Origin of the sequence: Thalassospira sp. ER-Se-21-Dark, assembly GCF_017922435.1 — a bacterium.
GTDB lineage: Bacteria > Pseudomonadota > Alphaproteobacteria > Rhodospirillales > Thalassospiraceae > Thalassospira.
The window spans coordinates 431,731-455,969 of record NZ_VDEZ01000001.1; the positions used below are offsets into that span (position 1 = coordinate 431,731).

At 52.5% G+C, this 24,239-nt stretch carries 16 protein-coding genes and 1 tRNA gene; 8 read left to right on the forward strand and 9 right to left on the reverse strand.

The features are described from left to right. Window positions 1-62: 62 nt before the first annotated feature. From FHI25_RS01840 to FHI25_RS01875, 8 genes are all read right to left on the reverse strand, one after another. Entirely contained in the window at window positions 63-1,079 is a 1,017-nt protein-coding gene (locus FHI25_RS01840; RefSeq protein ID WP_246878859.1) for a hypothetical protein, read from the reverse strand. 523 nt (window positions 1,080-1,602) lie between these two features. Beyond that, a complete protein-coding gene (locus FHI25_RS01845) occupies window positions 1,603-2,589 on the reverse strand; it encodes a TniB family NTP-binding protein (RefSeq protein WP_210514496.1) in 987 nt (328 codons plus the stop codon). Beyond that, on the reverse strand, window positions 2,546-4,636 hold the full coding sequence (locus FHI25_RS01850; protein ID WP_210514498.1) for a Mu transposase C-terminal domain-containing protein: 2,091 nt from the start codon (window positions 4,634-4,636) through the stop codon (window positions 2,546-2,548). Before FHI25_RS01850 ends, FHI25_RS01845 begins: the two co-directional genes overlap by 44 nt. After that, entirely contained in the window at window positions 4,633-5,154 is a 522-nt protein-coding gene (locus tag FHI25_RS01855; RefSeq protein ID WP_210514500.1) for a TnsA endonuclease N-terminal domain-containing protein, read from the reverse strand. Before FHI25_RS01855 ends, FHI25_RS01850 begins: the two co-directional genes overlap by 4 nt. A gap of 969 nt (window positions 5,155-6,123) precedes the next feature. Then, window positions 6,124-6,200 (reverse strand) — tRNA-Ile (locus tag FHI25_RS01860). Window positions 6,201-6,306: 106 nt separating this feature from the next. Further along, window positions 6,307-8,388: an RNA polymerase sigma factor RpoD gene (rpoD, locus tag FHI25_RS01865; RefSeq protein WP_210514502.1), complete on the reverse strand. Its 2,082-nt coding sequence runs from the start codon at window positions 8,386-8,388 to the stop codon at window positions 6,307-6,309. A gap of 116 nt (window positions 8,389-8,504) precedes the next feature. Next, window positions 8,505-10,394 carry a DNA primase gene (gene dnaG, locus FHI25_RS01870; RefSeq protein ID WP_210514504.1) on the reverse strand — a complete coding sequence of 630 codons (1,890 nt, stop codon included), beginning with the start codon at window positions 10,392-10,394 and terminating at the stop codon, window positions 8,505-8,507. A 160-nt stretch (window positions 10,395-10,554) separates the two neighbouring features. Then, entirely contained in the window at window positions 10,555-11,010 is a 456-nt protein-coding gene (locus FHI25_RS01875; protein ID WP_008889523.1) for a GatB/YqeY domain-containing protein, read from the reverse strand. 367 nt (window positions 11,011-11,377) lie between these two features. Between FHI25_RS01875 and carA the strand changes: the two genes are divergently transcribed. The 6 genes from carA (at window position 11,378) to FHI25_RS01905 (ending at window position 20,449) form a co-directional block, all read left to right on the forward strand. Next, entirely contained in the window at window positions 11,378-12,544 is a 1,167-nt protein-coding gene (carA, locus tag FHI25_RS01880) for a glutamine-hydrolyzing carbamoyl-phosphate synthase small subunit (protein WP_210514506.1), read from the forward strand. Window positions 12,545-12,640: 96 nt separating this feature from the next. Further along, window positions 12,641-15,883, forward strand: a complete 3,243-nt coding sequence (gene carB, locus FHI25_RS01885; protein WP_210514508.1) for a carbamoyl-phosphate synthase large subunit — start codon at window positions 12,641-12,643, stop codon at window positions 15,881-15,883. Window positions 15,884-15,986: 103 nt separating this feature from the next. Further along, window positions 15,987-16,460, forward strand: coding sequence for a transcription elongation factor GreA (gene greA / locus FHI25_RS01890; RefSeq protein WP_008889520.1), 474 nt, complete (start codon window positions 15,987-15,989; stop codon window positions 16,458-16,460). A gap of 281 nt (window positions 16,461-16,741) precedes the next feature. Further along, window positions 16,742-18,253, forward strand: coding sequence for a CHASE2 domain-containing protein (locus tag FHI25_RS01895; protein WP_210514510.1), 1,512 nt, complete (start codon window positions 16,742-16,744; stop codon window positions 18,251-18,253). Further along, the gene (locus FHI25_RS01900) at window positions 18,246-18,683 is read left to right on the forward strand and encodes a hypothetical protein (protein WP_210514512.1); all 438 of its coding nucleotides are present in this window, start codon (window positions 18,246-18,248) and stop codon (window positions 18,681-18,683) included. Before FHI25_RS01895 ends, FHI25_RS01900 begins: the two co-directional genes overlap by 8 nt. After that, window positions 18,680-20,449, forward strand: coding sequence for a M48 family metallopeptidase (locus FHI25_RS01905; RefSeq protein ID WP_210514516.1), 1,770 nt, complete (start codon window positions 18,680-18,682; stop codon window positions 20,447-20,449). Before FHI25_RS01900 ends, FHI25_RS01905 begins: the two co-directional genes overlap by 4 nt. Window positions 20,450-20,525: 76 nt before the next feature. On the opposite strand, the gene FHI25_RS01910 is transcribed toward FHI25_RS01905, so the two are convergent. Continuing rightward, window positions 20,526-21,011: an Lrp/AsnC family transcriptional regulator gene (locus tag FHI25_RS01910; protein WP_008889517.1), complete on the reverse strand. Its 486-nt coding sequence runs from the start codon at window positions 21,009-21,011 to the stop codon at window positions 20,526-20,528. Between the two features lie 345 nt (window positions 21,012-21,356). On the opposite strand from FHI25_RS01910, the gene trxB reads away from it, so the two are divergent. Further along, window positions 21,357-22,307, forward strand: coding sequence for a thioredoxin-disulfide reductase (trxB, locus tag FHI25_RS01915; RefSeq protein ID WP_210514519.1), 951 nt, complete (start codon window positions 21,357-21,359; stop codon window positions 22,305-22,307). 311 nt (window positions 22,308-22,618) lie between these two features. Further along, window positions 22,619-23,551, forward strand: coding sequence for a LysR family transcriptional regulator (locus FHI25_RS01920; protein WP_064787343.1), 933 nt, complete (start codon window positions 22,619-22,621; stop codon window positions 23,549-23,551). Window positions 23,552-24,239: the final 688 nt, after the last annotated feature.

The window sequence follows — 24,239 nt, forward strand, 5'->3', positions numbered from 1 at the left end:
ATTCAAAGCTCAGATATTTCCAACTAGCGAATGCTTGCTATGTGAAAACCGATGCCACATATCTAGCCGCGAGCGAGGTACCACTTACTCAGTTGAGCCTCGTCCAAGGAATAATAATCCAGCAGATTTTCAGTATCCAATCGCCGACGATATAATCTCAGAGCCCCGTGATTTATGGCATTGAATAATTTGCTATAGGTCAGGCCCATATGATTGTACTTGGCGACAGCTCTAGATAACTGGATCGTTCTTTTACCTGTAGCCGGTCGCTTGGCGTTTTCTCGCAAACCATCCAACCAGTCATCGACGGCTTGCCTGTCATACCACCACTTTGGCCAGCCGTCCTTTTCGGGCGAATGAAATGGATTAAGAATGCTCGCGGCACTCAGACTGTAGAGCGAGTGAAGGGACAGACCGAGCTCTTCTGAAAGCTCCTTTCTTCCGACAAAACGCGATCTGGTTTCGCCATATTCCCGCACACTGTCACGATGCACGCAGATCATCTTACCATAGCTGGTGTCGAAGGGTTTGCTCTGAAGGTAATGCCGGTCGACAAGGCGTTTGAATTCCTGGCGACCAACGCCCAATTGCTTTCGAGCAATAAAGCCCGGCACATAAATCCGTCGATCACGCTTCTTAAGTACAGAAGGACACCCTCTGCCTGTCAAAATGCGATCATTCAGTCGACGGTTCATGTAATCCTGAAGCCCGTCAAACAGGAACCCCAACTCCTTTTGCTGTGAAACCAGGCTTTTGTAAAAACCACCGAACATCCAGTGCATCACAATTGCACCATTCGGCGCACCTTTACCCGCACATATATCATCGAGGAATTTGAAATACCCGGAGGGCCAATTAACCAATGCGCCGGAAGCATGATCCATCTTTTCAATCATGTTTTCAGGTCTTGCTTCCAACCATCCATGGTCGATATCACCTTCTCCACGCCAAGAGCGCATCGCCAAGAAGGATATCGTCTGCAGGAGCATATAAAGATCGCCATCCACAATCTGTTTCGGGAAACCAAACTCGGTCAAATCGAATTTGGTACCAAGGAACTTGTTAGAGATGAGTTGCATGAGTGCTCTGACTGAGTCCGAGCACTCACTTCCGTGACCTCTATACTGACACCCGGGTAGACAGGGGGCTATGCGCCCCCTGTTGAAAGTTACGGGCTCCTTGCAAGCAGGACAGGCGTCACGCAACAATTCACCATGTTCCGGACAGTGCGTAACGGCTTTCAGATCCCACAAACCCGAAACGAAGCCTTTTTCGCGCAAGCATGAAAAACAGACACGTTGACTTGGCCAATAAAGGTATTGTTTGGGGATAATTTCTCCCATCGACAGGATAACGTGTAGATTGTTTCCCTTCGCACTTACGTAGTAGCAGAGGGACTTCATCTCCGCATCCGAAGCGCCAACAACTTTAGCTAAGCGCCCGAGACGGTTACTCATCTTGGACAAGGTTTCTTCCGTGAGATTAACCCCGGCCAAGTTTCCGATCCAAGACATGCGTGGATACCGGTTCAGTTCGGCTATTCTGATCAGATAGCCGACCAGACTCTCGTTTTGGATCGGGGGCGATTTAAAAAGGAGGGATCTAGAGGAGGTCATAGATATTGGCCTTTCCTCCATCTTTGTCCCTTGGTTTCTTCTTTTTCCCAGGACGGATCGTTGCTTGCCCAACCTCGAAGGTCACAGGTCCCAATTCCTGCACAGCATCTTGTAGATGGCGAAACCGGAGTGTCTCATCTCCCTCAATCACTGCTTTCTCGGTCGCACGATAGACAGCTTTCATCATGTGACCGAGAAGTCCTTTATTCTCGTCGACCACATATTTGATCGCGCTCGGATCATTCAAAGCGGACAATTCAGGCCTTGGGAGTGGCAAGTGCTTGTTCAGCATATGAAAGAATAGGAAGACGGATCTGCGGTTTTCGTCCGTATCAAGATCAAAGGGCACAATGCCGATCTTGCCGTTTCTTCTCGTCTCAAGCTGTGGGTTCAGTGCGAAAATGTTATGAACTTCAGGCAGCCCCGCAAACACGATCGGTTTGCGCAATATCTCTACCTGAGTTTTTAACCAGTCTGCCGCATCGTACTGTCGTTTTGCACTCCCGCGGTTGGTCAGATGCTGAAACTCATCAAAGATCAGCATCTCGACACCCGTGCGATCAACGTAGTCTTTGATCCGAAGCTCCATGTCCTGCCGGGTGCCTTTCACACTCGACAGGTCTCCTAGAGCCATGAGTATGCTCGCTGCAAGGTTCTTGATCGTACAACTCTCAGGTACAATAACGAACAGTACCTTCTTGAATTGGCCGCTCTCGTTGTGAAGATTGCAGTAATCCTCAATGATGGAGGTCTTACCAGCTCCTGTTTCACCTACCATTGTCAGAATTCCTGGCCGGGCAGCATGACGTCCTGTTTGATGGAAATTCGCAATTTTGGTCAGCGCATCCTGAAAGGCATCATGTGCAATCCTGCGATCCCGAAATGCTGCAAGTTTAATAGCCTGCTCTTCGGTAAGAAGTTTCTCGAACTCATGCATCAGCTTCGCCCCCATCACGGTTTTGCCTTCCCGCACGAGAAGACCTCCATCCCCGTCGTTTCAATTCCTCGTCAAGTTCTTCAGGCGACTGAAATGGTGAAGTGAATTCGGTATCTGGCATGACATCGTCATTATCATCTTCAGCAGCCGCGTCCGAAGCAGGCAGCGGACCATTATTGTTGCCGGCTTTCCTTTCCTCGCTGCTGACACGGTTGGCCGCCTTGCGTTTCCTTTTTTGGCGACTTTTAATGAGATCTTCAGCCACTTCGAACAATGACTGCCGCACTTCGAGAAATTCATCTTCCGAGGATTTTCTCAGGTCGAGCTTTTGCTTAAGCATCGCTTTGCGAATAATGCGATGACGCCAAATCGATAGTTGCGACGCATATGTCTCGTAAATGCATGTGACTGGGAGGAAAACCTTCGCATGAGGGTCCTCGACAAAGATCGTCGACAAGTCCTCGGGATCAAATTTGACGCGAACGTTCGGGTTTACATTCTTCCCTGATCCATTTTTCATCAGACGCTGCCGAAGCAACTGCACGGCATCCGACTGATAGCTCAATCCCATGATCTTGATACCGGCTCGGGTCAGCTTTTTTAGCTTAACCTTGAACAGCAATACAGACAGGTCTTGCTGATCGGAGATGAAACGAACCGGATGCTTCTGCACGCCGTCCTGCCATTTCTCCAGCGGAAACTGATCCAGCGTCGAATGAACTGTAACCGCATAATCATCGACGATGAATTTCGTCAGCAGGAACTCCAAATCCTCAATTGTTAAACAGGCGGCATCCTCAGACGGATAGTCACCTCTTTGTTCTGGATTGGAAAATGTTGTGCCGGGCAAGGCATGGATCAGCTTCGTGTTTAACGTTCCGAAGAAGCGTTCAACTGCGCCCTTATAATGAGGTGTTCGAGCCGGATTATATTCCAGTGAAACACCTAGCTGACTGCAACTGTCCTGCAAATCTTGCGAGTGGAACTCCAGACCATTGTCGAGAACCAAAGTGTCCATCAAACCAAAACACGGCCACTCTGATGAGAATTTAGAGTCCATCATGGTACCTGGTTGGGCTTTGACTTGCGACAATACTTGTTCGAGATATTGCTCTTTGGGAAGGATTGCATGCTTCAAGCAATGCATGACAGAAACATAGCTCGGCGCTTCAAAGCTAATGTAGAACCCAACAGGCATTCGACTGTAAAGGTCCAAAGCGACTGTTAACCAAGGCCTTCCAATAACCCGCCCTGACTGAAGCCTCAGGATGATGTCCATCAAGTGATGATCCACTTGCACAATGTGCAAAGGAAATCTCGCACCGACGCCAGTTCCGACAGCGGCAAAAACCTTGTCAGCTTCTTTTCGTCCTTTCTGGGCTGCCATCACTTCATAGGGATTGAGCCCTGCAAGAAAACGGTAGATGCTTCGCGCCGAGGGTACATGCATACGCCCAGCTTCTGGGTGAAGTTTGTTTTCTTTTACCAACCGGCCTTTAAACAGCTTGAAAACATCGAGTTTCGTCTTCGGGGTTCGGATGAGGTAGTGATCCTCGATAACTTCCTGAAGTATTTCAAACGACCGGTTGCACAGACATGTCGGTCGTCGCCCCTTCACATGGTGCCGTGGAAGAAGAGCCGTGATGTTCCGCCCACCTTTGATCCAGGCATCATACCATCTCCAAATTGCTGTGAAACTTGGCGGCATGGAAATCCCGCCCGTCACTGCGCTCTGGATCACGTCATTTATGGCGGTTGTTAAGTTGCTTTCGGCAAGATGCTCATCGACTTTTTTAACATAACTTAGCCGTTCGCGCGCAACTGCCTTGTCCCTCTCATTAAAAGCATCAAACCGTTTTTCAATTTGACCTTTTAACTTGAGCATCGTTTCAGGAACTTGCTGCTCTATTGACGCTTCACCGTCGATGATTTTTTCCACCAGTTCGCGCGTGGAGATCAGAAGAGGCTTACCTGTTTGACAACATGTGAGGTTCAGTTCACCGGTTTCGGTGTGGCAGGTGACTTTATAAACTGCCTCGTCTAAACGAACTCGAGAGTTCACGGGAATATGGATCATTGTCATTGTTCGATCTCCCCGTCGTAAAACCATACAAGGCTATCCGCGGTTATAGGCTTGTTGAGATCGACACACAGCTTGCCTTCCGCGATGTAAGGCAGTACGGCCTCAAATGCATTATCCGCACTTATTTGCCGCGCAAGTTCGCCGATTGATATGCGTTTTCTTCCGCCGAAGGCACGTGCGATCGAAATGGTGGAATATATTGTTCCACCTAGCAGACGATAAGGTTGCAGGAGATCAACGTTTGAGACCAACGGCTCTGGGCGAATTTGATCTTCTGTCCACACTTCGAAAGAATATCCCTCACCCTGAAGCACCAGCCGGATGACTTCAAACCTATCGAATGTGTCACCTTTCAATAGTTTGTCGTTTGGCTTGACCTCGATGAATTTACGTCCCGTGCGAGTTTTGACCTCGATATCCGGGTAGTAAATCCGCTGTTTCCCAGCAAACTCGTAGATGAACCCGCCCGGCTGCGACCAGTACGCTTCCACCTCGGGCAGGACATCCAAAATTCTCATGCAATCCCGTTCGAGCTGAGATTCCCATGGAACTGAACGCCTGTTCCTGCTGCTAAAGAAACGGCCTACGACGCGGCCTTTACTGGGGGTTACTACCCTCCGTCCTGGCTTATGCATATCATTCTCCTCATCGCTGAATTTAGGCAAAGTAGTCCTGTGGCGTGCTTGACACGCAGTGCTTGCCTGAGCGTAGGGAACGTGCTAAAGGAGAGACTTCTCACATCTTATCGCTTTAGCGACGTAACCAACCGTCTCAGACATTCTGGGGCGGTTTTTGCGTTTTGGGCCTCATGAGTTGTTTTCGTTGGAAAGAATGTTTCCGACTGACCACTTAAAGGTCAAGCCCCCCTCATTTCCATACGACCTTACCCACACCACTCACAATTTTCTGAGCCGGTTCGATGGGCGTTTTTTATGCGTGAACTGGTATTTTTTTGAGAAGGTAGCGATACAATGTCTTTTTGCATTTTGCGAAAAGACAGGATGGGAAATTGCAGTGTTCATCGTCAATTTCGAGAGGTTGATACATTGTAATAGTCGTATCAGCCTCCTATTCAAGATTCAGAATATAGCGCGACAAAAAGCCAGAACGTTCTCTCAGACGCTCCGATATTGAGATCAAAAAAATTTTGCCTAGGACAATTATTTCGGCATCAAAATTTTCAGAGGTTTGGGAATCGGTAGGGACTCGAAGAAACCTTCTCCCGAAAAAGGCAGAATTTGTCCCTAGACGTCATCAGATCGGGACCGAATATTCACCTACAGAAATGCAAGGGAAGCGGCTAATAAGAATCTGACGAGCAATTCGACCAACAGAGATATGAATTATGATTACGGAAATGTAGCCTCACCTATAGAAGGCTATTTTGCCCCCAAAGGGCATTGTCGAGTGCCAGTTTCATCATTTCCGGCGAGAATTTCATCTTCTCTGGCGAAAATTTCAACTTTTGTGGCACTCGACAACAAAAATGGTAGGCCCGGAGGGACTTGAACCCCCAACCAGACCGTTATGAGCGGTCGGCTCTAACCAATTGAGCTACGGGCCCCCAAGACAAATGTCCGGGTAAAGAAAAGACCGCACCGGTGATCCGGTGCGGTCCCGAAAACTAGCGATTTTCCGGCCAAGGTCAAGCCCGAACGTCGCGTAATTTCTTAATAATCGAGGAATGAACGCAGTTTGCGCGAGCGCGACGGATGCTTAAGCTTGCGCAGCGCTTTTGCTTCGATCTGACGGATACGTTCACGGGTCACGGAGAACTGCTGACCAACCTCTTCGAGGGTGTGGTCGGTGTTCATGCCGATCCCGAAACGCATACGCAGAACACGTTCTTCACGCGGGGTGAGCGATGCCAGAACGCGCGTGGTGGTTTCACGCAGGTTGGCCTGGATCGCAGCATCAAGCGGCTGAACGGCGTTCTTGTCTTCGATGAAATCGCCAAGATGGCTGTCTTCCTCGTCCCCGATCGGGGTTTCGAGCGAGATCGGCTCCTTGGCAATTTTCAGAACCTTGCGGACCTTCTCAAGCGGCATCTGGAGTTTTTCTGCCAGCTCTTCCGGGGTCGGCTCACGGCCGATTTCATGCAACATCTGGCGCGAGGTACGGACCAGCTTGTTGATGGTCTCTATCATGTGAACCGGAATACGGATGGTGCGCGCCTGATCGGCGATCGAACGCGTGATCGCCTGACGGATCCACCAGGTCGCATAGGTCGAGAACTTGTACCCACGGCGGTACTCGAATTTGTCCACCGCCTTCATCAGGCCAATGTTGCCTTCCTGAATCAGGTCAAGGAACTGAAGACCACGGTTGGTGTATTTCTTGGCGATCGAGATCACGAGACGCAGGTTGGCCTCGATCATTTCCTTTTTCGCACGACCGGCTTCGCGTTCGCCCTTGTTGACCACGCCGTAAACGCGGCGGAATTCGCCAACCGGCAAACCGACCTCGGCCGAAACACCACCAATGCCTTCGCGCAGGTTGGCGATTTCTTCGGAATAGCGTTCAACAAAGGTTTTCCAGCCCTTGCCCGGCAAACCGCCAACACGTTCCATCCAGTTCGGGTCAAGTTCATGGCCCTGATACTGTTTGATGAAATCGGGGCGTTTGATCTTGCAACGGTCGGCAAAGCGCAGAAGCTTGCCTTCAAGGCCGAGGAGACGGTTGTTCAAACCGGTCAGGTGATCGAGAAGTTCCTCAATACGGAAGTTGTTCAGGTGAACATCTTCCATCAGGTCAACCATCTCGTTCTTGAGCTTGTTATAGCGCTTTTCGGTCGCGGCCGGAACGGCCTCGCCCTTGTTCATTGCCACCAGACGCTGTTCCTGCGCCTTGTGCAATTTCTCGTAGGTCTTGGCGATCAGTTCGAACTTCTCGAGAACCTGCTCGGTCAGTTCCTCTTCCATTTTGGAAAGCGAAACGTTGACCTGTTCGTTCTCGTCATCGTCGTCATCATCGTCGCCGTCAGCCCTGGCCTCACCCTCTTCATCCTCGGACTTTTCAGACTCGTCGTCCTCTTCGTCCTCGTCTTCCTCGGCCTCATCGGTGAGGCCGGCCGGGGTTTCGGTCTCGGCTTCTTCGTCATCGTCGTCATTGGCTGACTCGAAGCTTTCGACATCTGCCTCTGCATCGACGTCGGTATCTTCTTCGTCTTCACCTTCGGCCGCGGCAATTTCCGCTTCCGGGCCACCGCCATAGGTGGTTTCAAGGTCAATGACGTCACGCAGCAAAAGTTCGCCAGCCTGAAGCTGGTCATGCCAGTTCACAATCGCACGAATGGTCAGCGGGCTTTCGCAAATCCCGCCAATCATCATGTCGCGACCGGCTTCGATACGTTTGGCAATGGCGATTTCGCCTTCGCGCGACAGCAGTTCAACACTGCCCATTTCGCGCAGATACATGCGCACCGGATCATCGGTCCGGCCAACATCATCTTCGGAGATGTTGCCACGCGGATCAGCATCGGAATCGTCGTTGTCGTCATTGTCGTCGGCTTCATCGCCATCGATGACATTGATGCCCATCTCGTTGAGATTGCTCATCACGTCTTCGATCTGCTCCGAAGAGAAATGCTCGGATGGCAGGGCCGCGTTCAACTCATCGACCGAGATGTGGCCCTTCTCCTTGCCCTTGGCAATGAGCTTTTTTATGGCCGACTTATATGTATCGAGAAGAGGTCCGTCTGCGTTTTCAGAAGAGTTCTTTTTCTCTTCAGCGTTCGAAGTCTTAGACGACATCTATTCCCCGTTTCCCGCTGGGTACGTTCGTACCGTTGTTGTCCCAAGCGCCGTGTCTTTCAGCGCAAATCACAAATAGCCCGATCGCTGATCCAGACCACACACGTGATCAATGATCAGTCGTCGAGCTTAAACACTTTCTCCCGGCGTCGGGCCAGATCCTCTCGTCTGTGAGAAAATCTTTCCCATTCCTCCTCGCTGGTATCTGCTGCCAACTGTCGGACGGCGTATTTTGCCTCTTCGTCCTCCAGGGAGCTTACAGCCATGGAAAAAACCTGTTTCCAACCCGTCAGGGCCCGTTCGAGCGGCGTTTCGGGCTTGGCGAAAGCAGCGTGCGCTATAACATCGGCACTAACCACCCGCAAAACTGTCTCTGACAGCCCGTCGCGCTCCAATTGGGCCTTGATCGTTTCGCAATCAAGTCCAGGATCATCGTCAAGCAGCTTTAAGACGGCCCGACGAAGATTGTCAAGCGCGGAGTCTGCACAACTATAGATTCCCAGCTGTTCACCAATCTCATCATGCAAGGCAGGATGGTTGATCAATGTCAGCAAAAGAATGGAGTCTTGCAGGTCACGCTTCTTTTGCATGGGTGGTCGCGACATGCCCGGAACCGCTTTACCGGCCGGACCCCAGAAATGGTCATTTTTTCCGCGTTTGCCACCCCATCCGGATTTTTTATTTTGGAAATTGCCCGAATTTCCCGACCGGTTTGCGGGCTTTCCGCCCCGATCCCCCTTGAACAGCTTCCAGATACGGTCGCGGAAAAACGAATTGTATTGCGACCGCACCGCTTCATCAGCAATCACGGAGATGCGTTGATTTATCGTCGCCTCGAGCGCAGCACGACGTTCCGGGGTGTCAATCTTGTGCGTGCCCGCATCCATGCGCCAGACAAGCTCGGCCAACGGCACGGCATGTTCGATGATCTTGCGAAAACTGTTAAAGCCATCCGGGGCTGCCATCAGGCTGTCTGGGTCTTCACCCTCGGGCAGGATCGAAAACAGCAATGACTTGCCCGGGCGCAAAATCGGCAGTGCGCGTTCTGCGGCACGCACCGCTGCGCGCTTACCGGCAACATCGCCATCCAGACACAGGATCGGCTCGTTGGTCATTTTCCAAAGTTCGCCAATCTGTTCTTCGGTCACCGCGGTTCCAAGTGGTGCCACCGCCCCGCGAAAGCCCGCACGGTGCAGGGCAATCACATCCATATAGCCCTCGGTAACAATAATCGGCGCATCCTGTTGCGATGCTTCACGTGCCTGTGGAAGGCCATAAAGCAAACGCCCCTTGTGAAACAGCGGCGTATCCGGGCTGTTGAGGTATTTCGGCTTGCCATCACCCATGACGCGCCCGCCAAAGGCCACCACCCGTCCACGGCGATCCAGGATCGGGAACATGACCCGCCCCCGAAAGCGGTCATAGCTTTGCCGCTTGCCATCTTCAGGCTCGATCAGAAGCCCGGCCTCGATCATCAGTTTTTCATCGATATCTTCGCGCTTGAGCGCTGCCTTCAGCGCCCCGCGACTGTCCGGGGCATAGCCCAGCCGGAAGTCGGATATCGTCTTGTCATCGAGCCCGCGCTGATGGAAGTAATCAAGCCCCTCCTTGCCTTCGGGCATGCGCAACATGCGTTCGAAAAACGCACAGGCTGCCTCCATGACCTCGTAAAGGGTTTTGGCTTTCTGTTCGCGTTCCTGGGCTTCGCGGGATTGCTTGGGGACTTCCATGCCGACCTGATTGGCCAGCACCTCGACCGCCTCGATAAAGGTCAGGCCACGGGTATTCATCACAAAGCTGATGACATCGCCATGCGCCCCACAACCAAAGCAGTGATAGAAACCCTTTTGCTCATTGACCGTAAAGGACGGGGATTTTTCAGAATGGAACGGGCACAGCCCGGAATATTCCCGGCCGCGTTTGATCAGCTTCACCGATGTACCGACGACATCCGCCAGTCCCACCCGCGCCCGCAGGTCGTCTAGAAACGACTGGGGAAAGCTCATGTGTGCCCCGTTCCCGTAATGTCACAGCAGTGTGCTGCAACTCTGTTGATTGGTCCCTGCCCCGGTTGACCTGATTGATGTGATTATTGTCCGGTCCCGGGACGACGAAAGCCGGACGATTTTACACGCCCGGCTTTCAAATGACATAGTCCTGTTGCGATTAACCCAACAGTTTTTTGGCGACACCACCGGCTTTGCCGAAATCCATCGTGCCGCTGTATTTTTCGCGAAGGGCTGCCATGGTGCGGCCCATATCCTTAAGGCAGGTCGCACCGATTTCCGAAACAGTGCCACGCACGGCGTCTTCGATTTCTTCGTCGGACAGTTGGGCCGGCAGGAACTTTTCGATGACCTCGATCTCGGAGGCTTCCTGTTCTGCCAGTTCCGGGCGATTGCCCTTGGTGTACATTTCAATGCTTTCTCGGCGCTGTTTTACCATCGCCTGAAGCAGATTGATGATTTCATCATCTGAAATGCCATCGGTGTTGCCGTCGCTCCGTGCGGCGATATCGCGTTCTTTCAGTGCCGCCAGAATAAGGCGCACGGTGGTTACGGAGCAGGCATCCTTGGCAAGGACGGCCTTTTTCAAAGCGTCGTTAAGCTGCGATCGCAGCATGGCTCATCTCTGATTCTGTGGAAGAAAGGAGCGAACATACCGCAAAACGGCATTTGACGCAAAGAAAACGTTAACACATAAGTTATTGATTTTATTGCAAAAATAAAAGTTTAGATGCGTCCTTGACATGCCATGGCGACTCCCGTAGACATCCGCCAATTTGCCTGCCGGGATCACGCTTTGCCCCGCTTTTCGCATACCTTGCTGACGCTTTTGCGCTGTCGGCATACCTTGCTGGAAACCACTTGGCACGTCTGCATGGCCGGTATGCAGGTTAACAGCAGCCGTTTTTGTCGGCCTGCGCAGAATTATTATATATAAAAAGAATCCGTGTTTCACCGTGGAAAGATCGAAAGGACATTTGCCAATGTCAGCGCCCACGCACACCCCGCCCCCTGGTGCTTCTGCCGTTCTGGTTCTCGCAGATGGTTCAGTTTTTTGGGGACGCGGCGTCGGGGCCCGAGGAGAGGTCGTTGGTGAAGTCTGCTTCAACACGTCGATCACGGGCTATCAGGAAATCATGACCGACCCTTCCTATGCCGGTCAGATGATCACCTTTACCTTCCCCCATATCGGCAATGTCGGCACCAACGACGAAGATATCGAAAACGCCAAACCGGTCGCCCTTGGCTGCATCCTGCGCCAGGACATTACCGAGCCGTCAAACTACCGCGCCCAGAAACATTTCAACGACTGGCTTGCTGAACATGGCCGGATCGGGATCGCCGGTGTAGATACCCGGCGCCTGACCAAACGCATCCGGACCGAAGGCGCGCCAAACGGTGTGATCTGCCACAGCGAAGATGGCAGTTTTGATATCGAAGCCCTGATCGCCAAGGCCAACGAATGGCCGGGCCTCGAAGGCATGGACCTTGCCAAGGACAACAGCTGCACCACCGGTTACGACTGGGACGAAGCCCTTTGGACCCGCGAAGGCGGATACGGCAAGGTTGGCAATGCCAAGCACCATGTCGTTGCCATCGATTACGGCGTAAAGCGCAACATCCTGCGCAACCTGGCAAGCCTTGATTGCAAGGTCTCGGTTGTTCCGGCCACCACCTCGGCCGATGAAATCCTTGCGATGAACCCGGATGGCATCTTCCTGTCCAACGGCCCGGGCGATCCGGCCGCCACCGGTGAATATGCGGTTCCGACAATCAAAACCCTGATCGAAAGCGGCAAGCCTGTATTCGGGATTTGCCTGGGTCATCAGATGATGGCGCTCGCCCTGGGTGCGAAAACCATGAAGATGGATGTCGGCCATCGTGGTGCGAACCACCCGGTCAAGGACACGACCACGGGTGTTGTTGAAATCACATCCCAAAACCATGGCTTTGTCGTCGACAAGGACAGCCTGCCTGACAACGTCGAAGCAACGCACTTCTCGCTGTTTGATGGATCCCTTGCCGGTCTGCGCCTGAAAGACAAGCCGGTCTTCGCTGTTCAGTACCACCCCGAAGCATCGCCGGGGCCGCATGACAGCCACTACCTGTTCAAACGTTTCGTTGGCCTGATCGAGGACGCCAAAGCCTGATCCCCTGATCAGGACACGCCCGAGATTACGCGATTAACGGACTTAAACGAGGCGGTGCAGCCATAGCGCCTGCCCTTGCGAAAAGCGGAAAACGACATGCCGAAACGTACAGATATCAAATCAATCCTCATCATCGGTGCCGGCCCGATTGTTATTGGCCAGGCTTGCGAGTTTGACTATTCCGGTGCCCAGGCCTGTAAGGCCCTTAAGGAAGAAGGTTACCGCGTCATTCTGGTCAACTCGAACCCGGCGACCATCATGACCGATCCGAACCTGGCCGATGCCACCTATATCGAGCCGATCAAACCGGCCATGGTCGCCAAGATCATCGAAAAGGAACGCCCGGACGCCATCCTGCCGACCATGGGGGGTCAGACGGCCCTGAACACCGCACTTGCCCTATTTAACGACGGCACGCTTGAAAAATACGGTGTTGAGATGATCGGTGCGAAAAAGCACGTCATCGAAAAGGCCGAAGACCGCCAGCTGTTCCGCGAAGCCATGGACAAGATCGGCCTTGAAAGCGCGCGCTCAGCCATGGTTCGCACCTTCGAAGATGCGGTCAAGGCACTCGAAGTTACCGGCCTTCCGGCGATCATCCGTCCAAGCTTCACCCTTGGCGGTGAAGGCGGCGGTATTGCCTATAACCGTGAAGAGTTCGAACAGATCGTACGCAATGGTCTGGCGATATCGCCGACCCACGAAGTGCTGATCGAAGAATCCATTCTCGGCTGGAAAGAGTATGAAATGGAAGTCGTCCGCGACAATGCGGATAACTGCATCATCATCTGCTCGATCGAAAACGTCGATCCGATGGGCATCCATACCGGCGACTCAATCACTGTCGCCCCGGCGCTCACCCTGACCGATAAAGAATATCAGATCATGCGCGACGCCTCGCTGGCGGTACTTCGCGAGATCGGTGTGGATACCGGCGGCTCGAACGTTCAGTTCGCGGTCAACCCGGATGACGGTCGCCTGATCGTGATTGAAATGAACCCGCGTGTGTCGCGTTCTTCCGCACTGGCATCCAAGGCAACCGGCTTCCCGATTGCCAAGATCGCAGCCAAGCTTGCGGTTGGGTATACCCTCGATGAGCTTGATAACGATATCACCGGTGTCACCCCGGCCTCGTTCGAGCCGACCATCGACTATGTCGTCACCAAGATCCCGCGCTTCACCTTTGAAAAGTTCCCGGGCGCCAAGCCGCTTCTGGGGACTGCCATGAAGTCGGTCGGCGAAGCGATGTCCATCGGTGGCTGCTTTGCCGAAAGCCTGCAGAAAGGTCTGCGGTCGATGGAGACCGGGCTTACCGGCCTGAATGAAGTCAAAATCGAAGGTGCGCCCGACAAGGCCGCTATCCGCGCCAAGCTGACCCAGCCGATCCCGTTCCGTATCCTGTATGCGGCCCAGGCTTTCCGTCATGGCCTGACGCTTAAGGAAATTCAGGGTGCGACCAAGTTTGATCCGTGGTACCTCAAGCAGATTGAAATGCTGGTCGCAGAGGAAGAAAAAGTTCGCGCAAACGGCATCCCGACCGACAAGCAGGAATTGCTCCGCCTCAAAAAGCTCGGCTTCTCGGACGCCCGTCTTGCCGAACTGGCTGGCAAGGACGAAGACGCTGTTCGCGCGGATCGTCAGGCCCTTGGCCTGCGCCCGGTTTACAAGCGCATTGATACCTGTGCGGCCGAATTCCCGTCGCGCACCTCGTACATGTATTCCATGTATGAAGGCGATGGTTTCGTTGAGCCGGAAAACGAGGCAGAAGTCACGGATCGCAAGAAAGTCATCATTCTTGGTGGTGGTCCGAACCGTATCGGTCAGGGTATCGAATTTGACTACTGCTGCGTTCACGCAGCCTATGCGCTGCGCGAAGCCGGCATCGAAGCCATTATGGTCAACTGCAACCCGGAAACGGTTTCAACCGACTATGACACCTCGGATCGTCTGTATTTCGAACCGCTGACCGCCGAAGACGTGATCGAGCTTTGCCAGCTTGAACAAAGCAACGGCGAACTGCTTGGCGTGATTGTGCAGTATGGCGGCCAGACCCCGTTGAAACTTTCCGCGGCCCTTGAAAAGGCAGGCGTTCCGATCCTCGGCACCAGCCCGGACAGCATTGATCTCGCCGAAGACCGCGACCGGTTCCAGGCCCTGATCAACAAGCTTGGCCTGCGTCAGCCGGCAAACGGCATTGCCCGCTCTGTCGACGAAGCCGTCAAAATCGCCGAAGGCATCGGTTACCCGATCGTCATCCGCCCAAGCTACGTTCTGGGTGGCCGCGCGATGGAAATCGTTCACACCACCGAAGACCTTCTGCGCTACATGCACGAAGCGGTTCAGGTATCGGGCAAAAGCCCGGTTCTGATCGACAGCTTCCTGCAGGACGCGATCGAGATTGATGCTGACGCAGTGTCCGACGGCGAGAACGTCTTTGTTGCGGGCATCATGCAGCACATCGAAGAAGCCGGTATCCATTCCGGTGATTCGGCCTGCTCCCTGCCGCCCTACTCGCTTGATGAAGCGATGATCGAACGCCTTAAGGAACAAACTGTTCAGCTCGCCAAGGCACTTGATGTGATCGGCTTGATGAACGTTCAGTTCGCGATCAAGGATGACATCATCTATCTGATCGAAGTGAACCCGCGTGCTTCGCGTACGGTACCATTCGTCGCCAAGGCAACCGGCAACCCGATTGCCAAGATCGGTGCACGCATCATGGCGGGCGAAAAGCTCGGCGACTTTGAAATTGATCATGGTCCGTTCAAGCATATCGCGGTCAAGGAAGCTGTCCTTCCGTTCAACCGCTTCCCGGGCGTTGATACCTTGCTTGGCCCGGAAATGCGTTCGACTGGCGAAGTCATGGGTCTGGACACCGATTTCGGCCGCGCCTTTGCCAAGGCACAGATGGCTGCGGGCCATACGCTTCCGCTTGAAGGCAAGATCTTCATCTCGGTCAAAAACTATGACAAACCGGCCGCTGTTCAACTGGCGCGCGACGCCATTGCACTTGGCTTTGGCATCGTTGCGACCCATGGCACTGCAGAAGCTCTTGAAAAAGAAGGGCTAGACGTCACCCCGGTCAATAAGGTACAGGAAGGACGTCCCCATATCGTGGACATGATGAAGAACGGCGATATCAAGCTGGTGTTCAACACCACCGAAAGCAAGCAGGCCGTGGTCGACAGTTTCTCGATCCGCCGTACTGCGCTTACCGATGACATCCCGTACTACACCACTGTCGCCGGTGCCCGCGCTACCCTGCGCGCCATCGACAACCTGAAACGCGGCGCACTTGAAGTCCGTCCCGTTCAGGAATATCTTGGGGACAAGTACTAAGGTTCTTAATCTGAACCTGACGGAAGAATTCAGACCGCCCGGCGGGATGCCGGGCGGTTGATTTTGTAGTATCGACCGCTAATAAGAATAGGCTGTGAGCGCGATGGAAAAAGTACCAATGACCCCCCAGGGGCATCAGCGTCTCGAAGAAGAACTGAAGCATCGCAAGTCCGTCGAACGCCTTGAAATCATCAAGGCCATCGCGGATGCCCGTGAGCATGGCGATCTTTCGGAAAATGCCGAATACCATGCCGCACGCGAACGCCAAAGTTTCTGCGAAGGTCGTATTGCCGAGCTCGAAGATGTGCTCAGCCGCTCCGAAGTTATCGACATCAAATCCCTTGCGGGCGATGTCGTGAAATTCGGCGCCAAGGTTCAGCTCGTTGACGAAGACACCGACGAGGAAACCACCTATCAGGTGGTTGGCCCGATCGAAGCCGACATCAACGCTGGTCGTATCTCGACCACGTCGCCAATCGGCCGTGCACTGATTGGCAAGTCGGTCGGTGACTCTGTCGAAGTCACCGTGCCCGGCGGCACCAAAAGCTATGAGATTTTGAAGGTCGATTTCTCGTAACAGGGAATATCAGATTGCTCAAAACGGCCCGCTTGAACCGCGGGCCGTTTTTTTATGCCTGATTACCCGCAATGCAACGGCGACACCTCGACGAGGCAAGCCCGATAAGTAGCCCCCACAAACACACACAAAAATTGAAACACTTTCATTCAATTTTTCTTTAAATTGCACTTTGATCTAATTAATGTAGCCCTAAGATAAGATTTCTCAAGCAGAACTCATCTCTGAAGAGAAGTCGGGGGAGACTGTTCACACTTTGTGAACAAAATCGGGGCCTACATTTGTTTATTATTGCTGCGTTGAAACGGCACCTTTCAGAGCCGCTACGACCCTTCTACGCACTGTTTCGATCAATGCCGGATCTACTGATCCTGATCGCGATCATGTTCGTGGACCCATTCGGCTTTTCAAATTCCACTGATGAGCGGTCCAAAGATGTCTTTTATCAGGTAACCTCACCTTTCTACCCTGATACTGCGCGTGACAACATCGCAGTCATTCTGATTGATGACGCATCACTCGACACCGAGTTTTTCGATTGGCCTCCATCATTTGATCAGTATGACACATTGCTGTCATCTGTTGCGACTTATGCGCCAAAGGCAGTTTTCTTTGACCTGCTTTTTCTTGATCCGCGCGGGCAAGAAGACGACTTGGAATTCTTCGCCGATAACATCCGTGCTATTCGTGACTTCAAGGATACACCCGTCTTTGCAATGGGTGCAGCGTCGATACACGCAGGAACCGACGAATGCTTCTCCGAAAGCATCAGCGTTCTGCCGCAGATCGGCGATGCAGTAACCGATCTGCCATTTTTCAGGTTTTCTGGATATGGAAACGATTACCCGATGTACACTATGTGCAACGGTCGTACCTTGCTCTCACCAGCTGCTGAGCTTCTCAAGGCAGTCTGCAGCTTGGATAGCAACGGAAGCGAGTTAGACGGACCGTGTCCGGACGCAACGCTCAGCAACGTACAGCAGATTACCAAAACAATTCCAGAAGCGATCTCGATCAGGTGGGGTGAAGCCACCGCACCGATAAATCAACGACTTTATCCGGCAAGCTTCGATGGCGAAGGCAGCGATTGCGTCCCCCCCTCTGACAAGTTCATTGAAAAACTGCTGCGCAGTGCCAGCTATTTTATTGGTGCGTTCTCCGAACGACTACGTCCCGATATCTCCAAGAATTGTATTTACCATCCGCACATGTCGGCCTTTGACCTGATCGTGCGAGCACAACAGGCAAGCCATGTAGCAACGGCTGACAAAGCAGAACAAGCAAATGCTTCTCGTAAGATTCTGGAAGACTTCCTGAACAATAAGGTGGTCTTGATTGGACTCGATGTTGCTGGAGTGCGTGACACAGTCATCTCCCCGGTTCAGGGAACAATTCCCGGCGTCATGGCACACGCAATGGCACTCGATAATGCACTTGTACTCGGATCGGATATGCAACATGCCGCCCCCGTTTTGTTCTGGGAAGCTGACGGAACTGATGCGATTGAAATCGCCGGGCTGCTTGTTCTGACATTGCTCCGCTGGCGGCTGGCAAGCAACGTCATCGCTAGCAGTAATTTAAAGCCGGGCTCCAAGCGAAGCTATGTCAGGTTTGCGCTGATGGCTCTGGGCTGCGTTGTTTTCTTCTTCGCTCTGATCGCAGCGACCTTCTTCATTCTTCGATGGTCACCGATCAATTGGATAGGCCTGATCGGGCTTGGTTGGGCATATATCGCATTTTGCTACAGTACAACCATGCAACGTCCCAACGCCGATGGATATATTCATGAGTAGCGTCTTTTTAACCGTCAGAAATAAAATCAGTTTGGAGGGTCCCACAATGTCTCAGAAGTTTTTGTGGACAATGATGTGCATCTTTTATCTGGCAACAGTAATCATTTCAGTTCCTCCAGCCCGTGCAGAAGATCAAGCCCAACTGCAAATTATCAACTACATTTCTACGGATGGGAAAATCACTGTTTATAACGACAATGCCAAGGCCGTAGGACAAAAGCAGATCGATACATTACCGCTTCCCGTCGATGTGCTTGAGACTGCACGGGGAGGAAAGCTCTATAAAATTGAGGACAACTTTTGGGTCAGGTCAATGTCTGTGCAGGTCAATCAGAGTGCTGATCTTGCCCCGACCAACATTTCCATCCTCGAAGCTAAAACCGGCCGCGCAGCTGACGAAAAAAGCCACTCGGGACGGGGGATCAAATGATGCAACTTCCCGTCAATCTCAAGCGCTTTGTGCAGGGACCAATGGCTCCAAGCGGATCTAGGTTCATCATCGCTGCAATGATTGCTGCAACCGCACTTTCGGGTTGCCAGACAATGAAGGCCATACAGGCACAGGTCTCCGGTGGAACCTACAATACCTTTGATGGAAAACTGATTGAAACAGCAGAAAACCGAGTCACCAAACCCGTCGAAGTTAGCCCATTCACAACACTTCTAGACCAGTTCAACGTCGAACAAGACGGTCAGGAAATAGGCTTTAATGTCAAAAATCGGACGGAAACAGAACGCGCAGAAGCGCTGAAAGAATTGTCTGCACGTGATCTGGAACTTCGCGAACTCCAATTTAACAGCATTCAAGAATTGAGTGGCGAAGGTGCCCAGGCACTTACATCCTACGTTTATTCAATCGTTTCCCGCCTGCTTGAAGAATGGCCCTATGAAAAGCCCGAGATTTCCGTCGCAATCATCAGAAGCGACAATTACCGAGCCTCCATGAGCCCCAATGGCATTCTACGGCTCAACACATCTGTTCTACTTAATGCTGATGACGAAGATGAAGTCGCAGCGGTTGTTGCACATGAACTTGCCCATGCCCTCTTTCAACATCATAACGCCGACGACCAACAGTCGATCGAAGACAAATCATTCATTGTCGCCACTCAGTTTGCTGCCGGATGGCTCGGGGGGAACTCAGACAGCCCCGCGACCCAAAATGCGGCAAAGGCTCTGATGGTTTCCGGGTTTGGGATGTATCGCATTAACAACAGCATCCTGTATCCGGGATGGAAGCGCCATCAAGAGGATGAGGCTGATCTTCTCGCCGTCGATTTACTATATCGCGCGGGATATGACTGGGAAAGAATGACGACCGTATTGGAGCGCCTTGATAGTGAGCATCAGCGTGTCCAAGCCGAGAAGATTGCTCGCGAACAAGAAATCGAAAAAAGCAAGAAGCAGCTGGGCGAATATACCAATCTTTCGGATGTTCTGAATGTCGGTTTGTCAAATGTCGGCAAGGATCTTTCTAGAATGCTGGATGGAATAGGCGACGACCATGCGCCAGCTGCCGAACGCCTTCTGGAGACAAAACTCTATATTCAACGTGAATATCTGGATGGTGATTTCCCACCTGCGGCAGATACTGAATCCTTGCAAAGAGTTGTTTGGGAAGGTCCAGGTTTCTCGGCCATTAAAAAGTCGGTGTATGGCGAACGTGCTCGCATTCTCGCCGAACGCGGTGAGTTAGACGAAGCACAAGAACTTGCACTCAAGTCGCTCGATGGTCGCGAAGACACTGATCCGGTTGCCCGACGCATTCTATATCTTGCCCGCAAAGAGCAAGGACAAGATGCCAAGGCATTGCTAAATCTGGAGCTTGCCCGCAAAGACCCCCAAGCAGGGATAGAGATATTCAAACTTTTGCGGGATGAATATGCTGAGCAGGGCCAGTGGGATAATGCCCTTCAAACATGGCATGATGCTTTGCTCAAATTTCCTGAACAAATCACTGCTGGCATTTACTTCCCAGAACGAATTTCGCTTCTGGCCCGCGCAGGCCGCGCAACCGAAACCCTCGACAGTTTGAAACAGTGCCAAGACTTGAACATTAGTGTTTACATCTCAGCTCTGTGCGAGGAAGCCGCAAGGCCGATCACATCACCAGAGAAATCATTAGAAGCCAATTCAAAGGCCGAGGCTACCGCACAGGAATACTCGACTTCTACCGACATACAAAGCCAGTCCTGATGCAAAACAGGGGAGGTCAAAAGATCTCCCCTGCTTCTGTATCAAAATGACAAACACAAACTATCCCAAACGGAAATCAGTCTTCGACCTCAATATCGATCGGCACACCGGGCATGTTTTTCGCGGTGCGAATCGAAAGTGCCGATTTAACGTGATTGACGTTCTCGGCAACTGTCAGTTCGGTGGTCAGGAATTTCTGATATTCATCCCAGCTGTGCGAGACGATTTTCAGAAGAAAGTCCATTTCACCGGCCACCATGTGGCATTCGCGGACTTCTGGCCAAGCGGCCGCACGGGCTTCAAACGCACGCAGATCATGTTCTGCCTGGCTGGCAAGCCCGACCATTGCAAACACAGTCACGTTGTAGCCCAGCGCCTGCGCATCCACATCGGCATGATAGCCCTGAATGAAACCGGTTTCCTCGAGTGCGCGCACACGACGCAAACAGGGGGGCGCTGAAATACCTGCACGGCGTGCAAGTTCCACATTGGTCATGCGGCCATCTTCCTGCAGATCGCGCAAAATTCTGCGGTCGATCTTGTCGAGTTTGACCCGTTGCATTTATTCCTCGATTCTGTGCGCGAAACTTACCCCGATTGAAACAATATTACAGCGAGGCAAGTTGCTGGCAATAATATAATCCGCATCAGAATGCAATCTTGTGCTTGGATGCCGTAACTGAAAACGCTGAAAAATCTGCTTTTTGGCGCAAATTTCCGCCATCCTGCACGACCATTCCGAGACGCTTCGACGCCACAATGAAACTACCTGTTTCAAACGTAAAATTTCACCATTTAAAAAACGCGAAACAAGCTGCTCAAACTTTGCGTGAAGCGGTTGCGTCTTGCCCGGACTGCCAATATGTTCGATCTCTGTTTTTACTCATCTCGGACGTATACAAAGAACATGGCCCAGGAACATCAGACCAAAGTCCTCATCATTGGCTCCGGCCCTGCCGGGTACACCGCAGCGATCTATGCCGCGCGCGCGAACCTTGAACCTATGATGGTGATGGGTCTTCAGCCGGGTGGCCAGTTGATGATCACAACTGATGTCGAAAACTATCCGGGCTTCGCTGATGTCATTCAGGGTCCTTGGCTGATGGACCAGATGAAGGCACAGGCCGAGCATGTCGGCACCAAAATGGTGCATGACCTGATCACCGAAGTCGATTTCTCCAAACGTCCGTTCGTCTGCAAAGGCGACTCCGGCGACACCTATATCGCAGATACGGTCATCATTTCGACCGGGGCACAGGCACGCTGGCTTGGCCTTCCGGGCGAAGAGAAGTTCAACGGCCGTGGCGTTTCGGCCTGCGCGACTTGTGATGGTTTCTTCTATCGCAACAAGCCGGTCACAGTTGTCGGTGGTGGCAACACCGCGGTTGAAGAAGCCCTTTATCTTGCCGGTATCTGCTCCAAGGTGACACTGATCCATCGTCGCGACGAACTGCGAGCAGAAAAAATGCTCCAGGACCGTTTGCTCAAGCATGAAAAGATCGAGGTTGTCTGGGACAGCGTTGTCGAAGACATTCTCGGTGGCGATGGCCCGATGGACGGTGTTGAAGGTGTGCGCGTACGTAATGTCAAAACCGGTGCGCTGCTTGATATCCAGGCCGACGGTTTCTTTGTTGCCATCGGCCATGATCCAGCAACGGCTGTTTTCAAAGGCCAGGTCAACATGGATGACGAGAACTATATCCTCGTCAAGCCGGGCAGCACGGTGACCAATATCGAAGGGGTCTTTGCCGCAGGCGACGTTACCGACAAAATCTACCGTCAGGCGGTGACTGCTGCTGGTATGGGCTGCATGGCCGCCCTTGAGGCAGAAAAATTCATCGCAGAGCACGAAGCCTGATCTTCTGGCGTAAATGAGCCTAAAGACCAAAGGGGACGCATCTGGCGTCCCCTTTTTTAATCGTTTCAAACGGCCGCGATCCGGCCAATTGACTGACATTGCGTCGAAAACCGCACCCCGCCATGGACTTTGCAGGAAAATGTCTTCTTGCAGAAAATGTCACAGGCCTCATATTGATTGAATAATCATGCACTTGGTCAAAGCTTGTGATGCACTTAATAGTGTGGAAACCAAATTGGCCATAAAAGAAGAGAACAATTATCAGGGGTCCTGCGCATCGACCGTGCGCTGGCACATCTAGGAGCAGGTCTATGGACTGGGACAAGCTGCGTGTTTTTCACGCTGTTGCCGAAGCCGGGAGCTTCACCCACGCAGGGGAAAACCTTAATCTGAGCCAGTCGGCCGTCAGCCGACAGATCAGCGCACTCGAAGAAAGCGTGAAAGTCCCGCTTTTCCATCGCCATGCGCGTGGCCTGATCCTGACAGAACAGGGCGAGTTGCTGTATCGCACAGCACATGATGTTTTTGCCAAGCTTTCGATGGCAGAGGCGCGCATTCGCGAATCAAAGGAACGGCCAAGCGGTCCGCTCAAGGTCACGACAACGGTGGCCTTCGGTTCGACCTGGCTAACACCGCGCATCAACGAGTTCCTTGAACGGTATCCGGAAATCGAACTGTCGCTGGTGCTCAATGACGAGGAACTCGACCTTGCCATGCGCGAGGCCGATGTTGCCATCCGCATGCAGCCGCCCCGTCAGGCCGATCTTGTCCAGCGCCAGTTGATGACGCTGCGCTATCACGTGTTTGCATCGCCGGAATATATCAAGCAACACGGCATGCCCAAGACTCCTGAAGAACTCAAGGATCACCGTCTGATCATCTATGGTGCGGATGCCCGACCGCCGGTTTCCAACGTCAACTGGATGATGGCAACCGCACAGCAGTTCAAACCGGACATGCGCCCGATTCTGAAGCTCAACAATATCTATGGCATCTTCCGCGCCACCGAGTCCGGCCTTGGCATTTCTGCCCTGCCGGATTACCTGTTGCCCTCCAATAGCAATCTGGTCCGCATCCTGCCGGAACTCGAAGGGCCAAGCTTCGATGCCTATTTCGTCTATCCGGAAGAACTGCGCCATTCCAAGCGCATCGCCGTATTCCGTGACTTCCTGATCGAGGAAATTTCAAAGGTCAAGGCAAAGGCCGCAGCAGCCGCCAGCGCAAGTGCCACGACCGAGAAATAGAATCCGAGACATCGTTTATCCGATTCTGCAACAGCCCGGCCCAGCAGGGCTGTTGGCGTTTATGGAGTGTTTTGCCTATATCGGGCACATCAAATATCAGTCGTGCCATAATGTCTTAAAATTGCTGACATTTTATTGTCATGCGCCTGACGCATGGTTGACTTGTAGTCATTCTATTTTTGGCCCACCCAAGGATCACTTATATTCATATCATAAGTTGTGAGCATACGCACAAAGCGAGCTTGCTCCGGCTTCCTGATCTTTGGACGATCCGTCCGCCGGAACGATATCCGGCTTGGAATCTTCAAGAGTTTCCCTACGTCTCCCAGACGTAAGCCTCCCTGTTGATCTTGCCGGTAGCTCCCCCGCTACCGGCTTTTTTTTGTGCTGCTGCACAATGAATTATCGCCGCAAACAGTGATCTAGCCAGAAAACCGGCGAAACACCCTCATGAAAACATATAAATATCAATAACTTGATGTCATTCTGAACGTCCCCATATATTTATGCAGAAAATGCATGGCTGAAAAAGCAATTTGGCAGTGGTCATTATCGTCAAAAACGCTATCTTCTCCCTCGAACCGCAGCGGAACACTCCGCACCGCGGTACAGAGTTTTCTCCCTGACCGATTATGTCGGTCTTTAGCCGGACGCCCTGTCCGGCTTACCCAGGGCCCTGCGAAGGGTC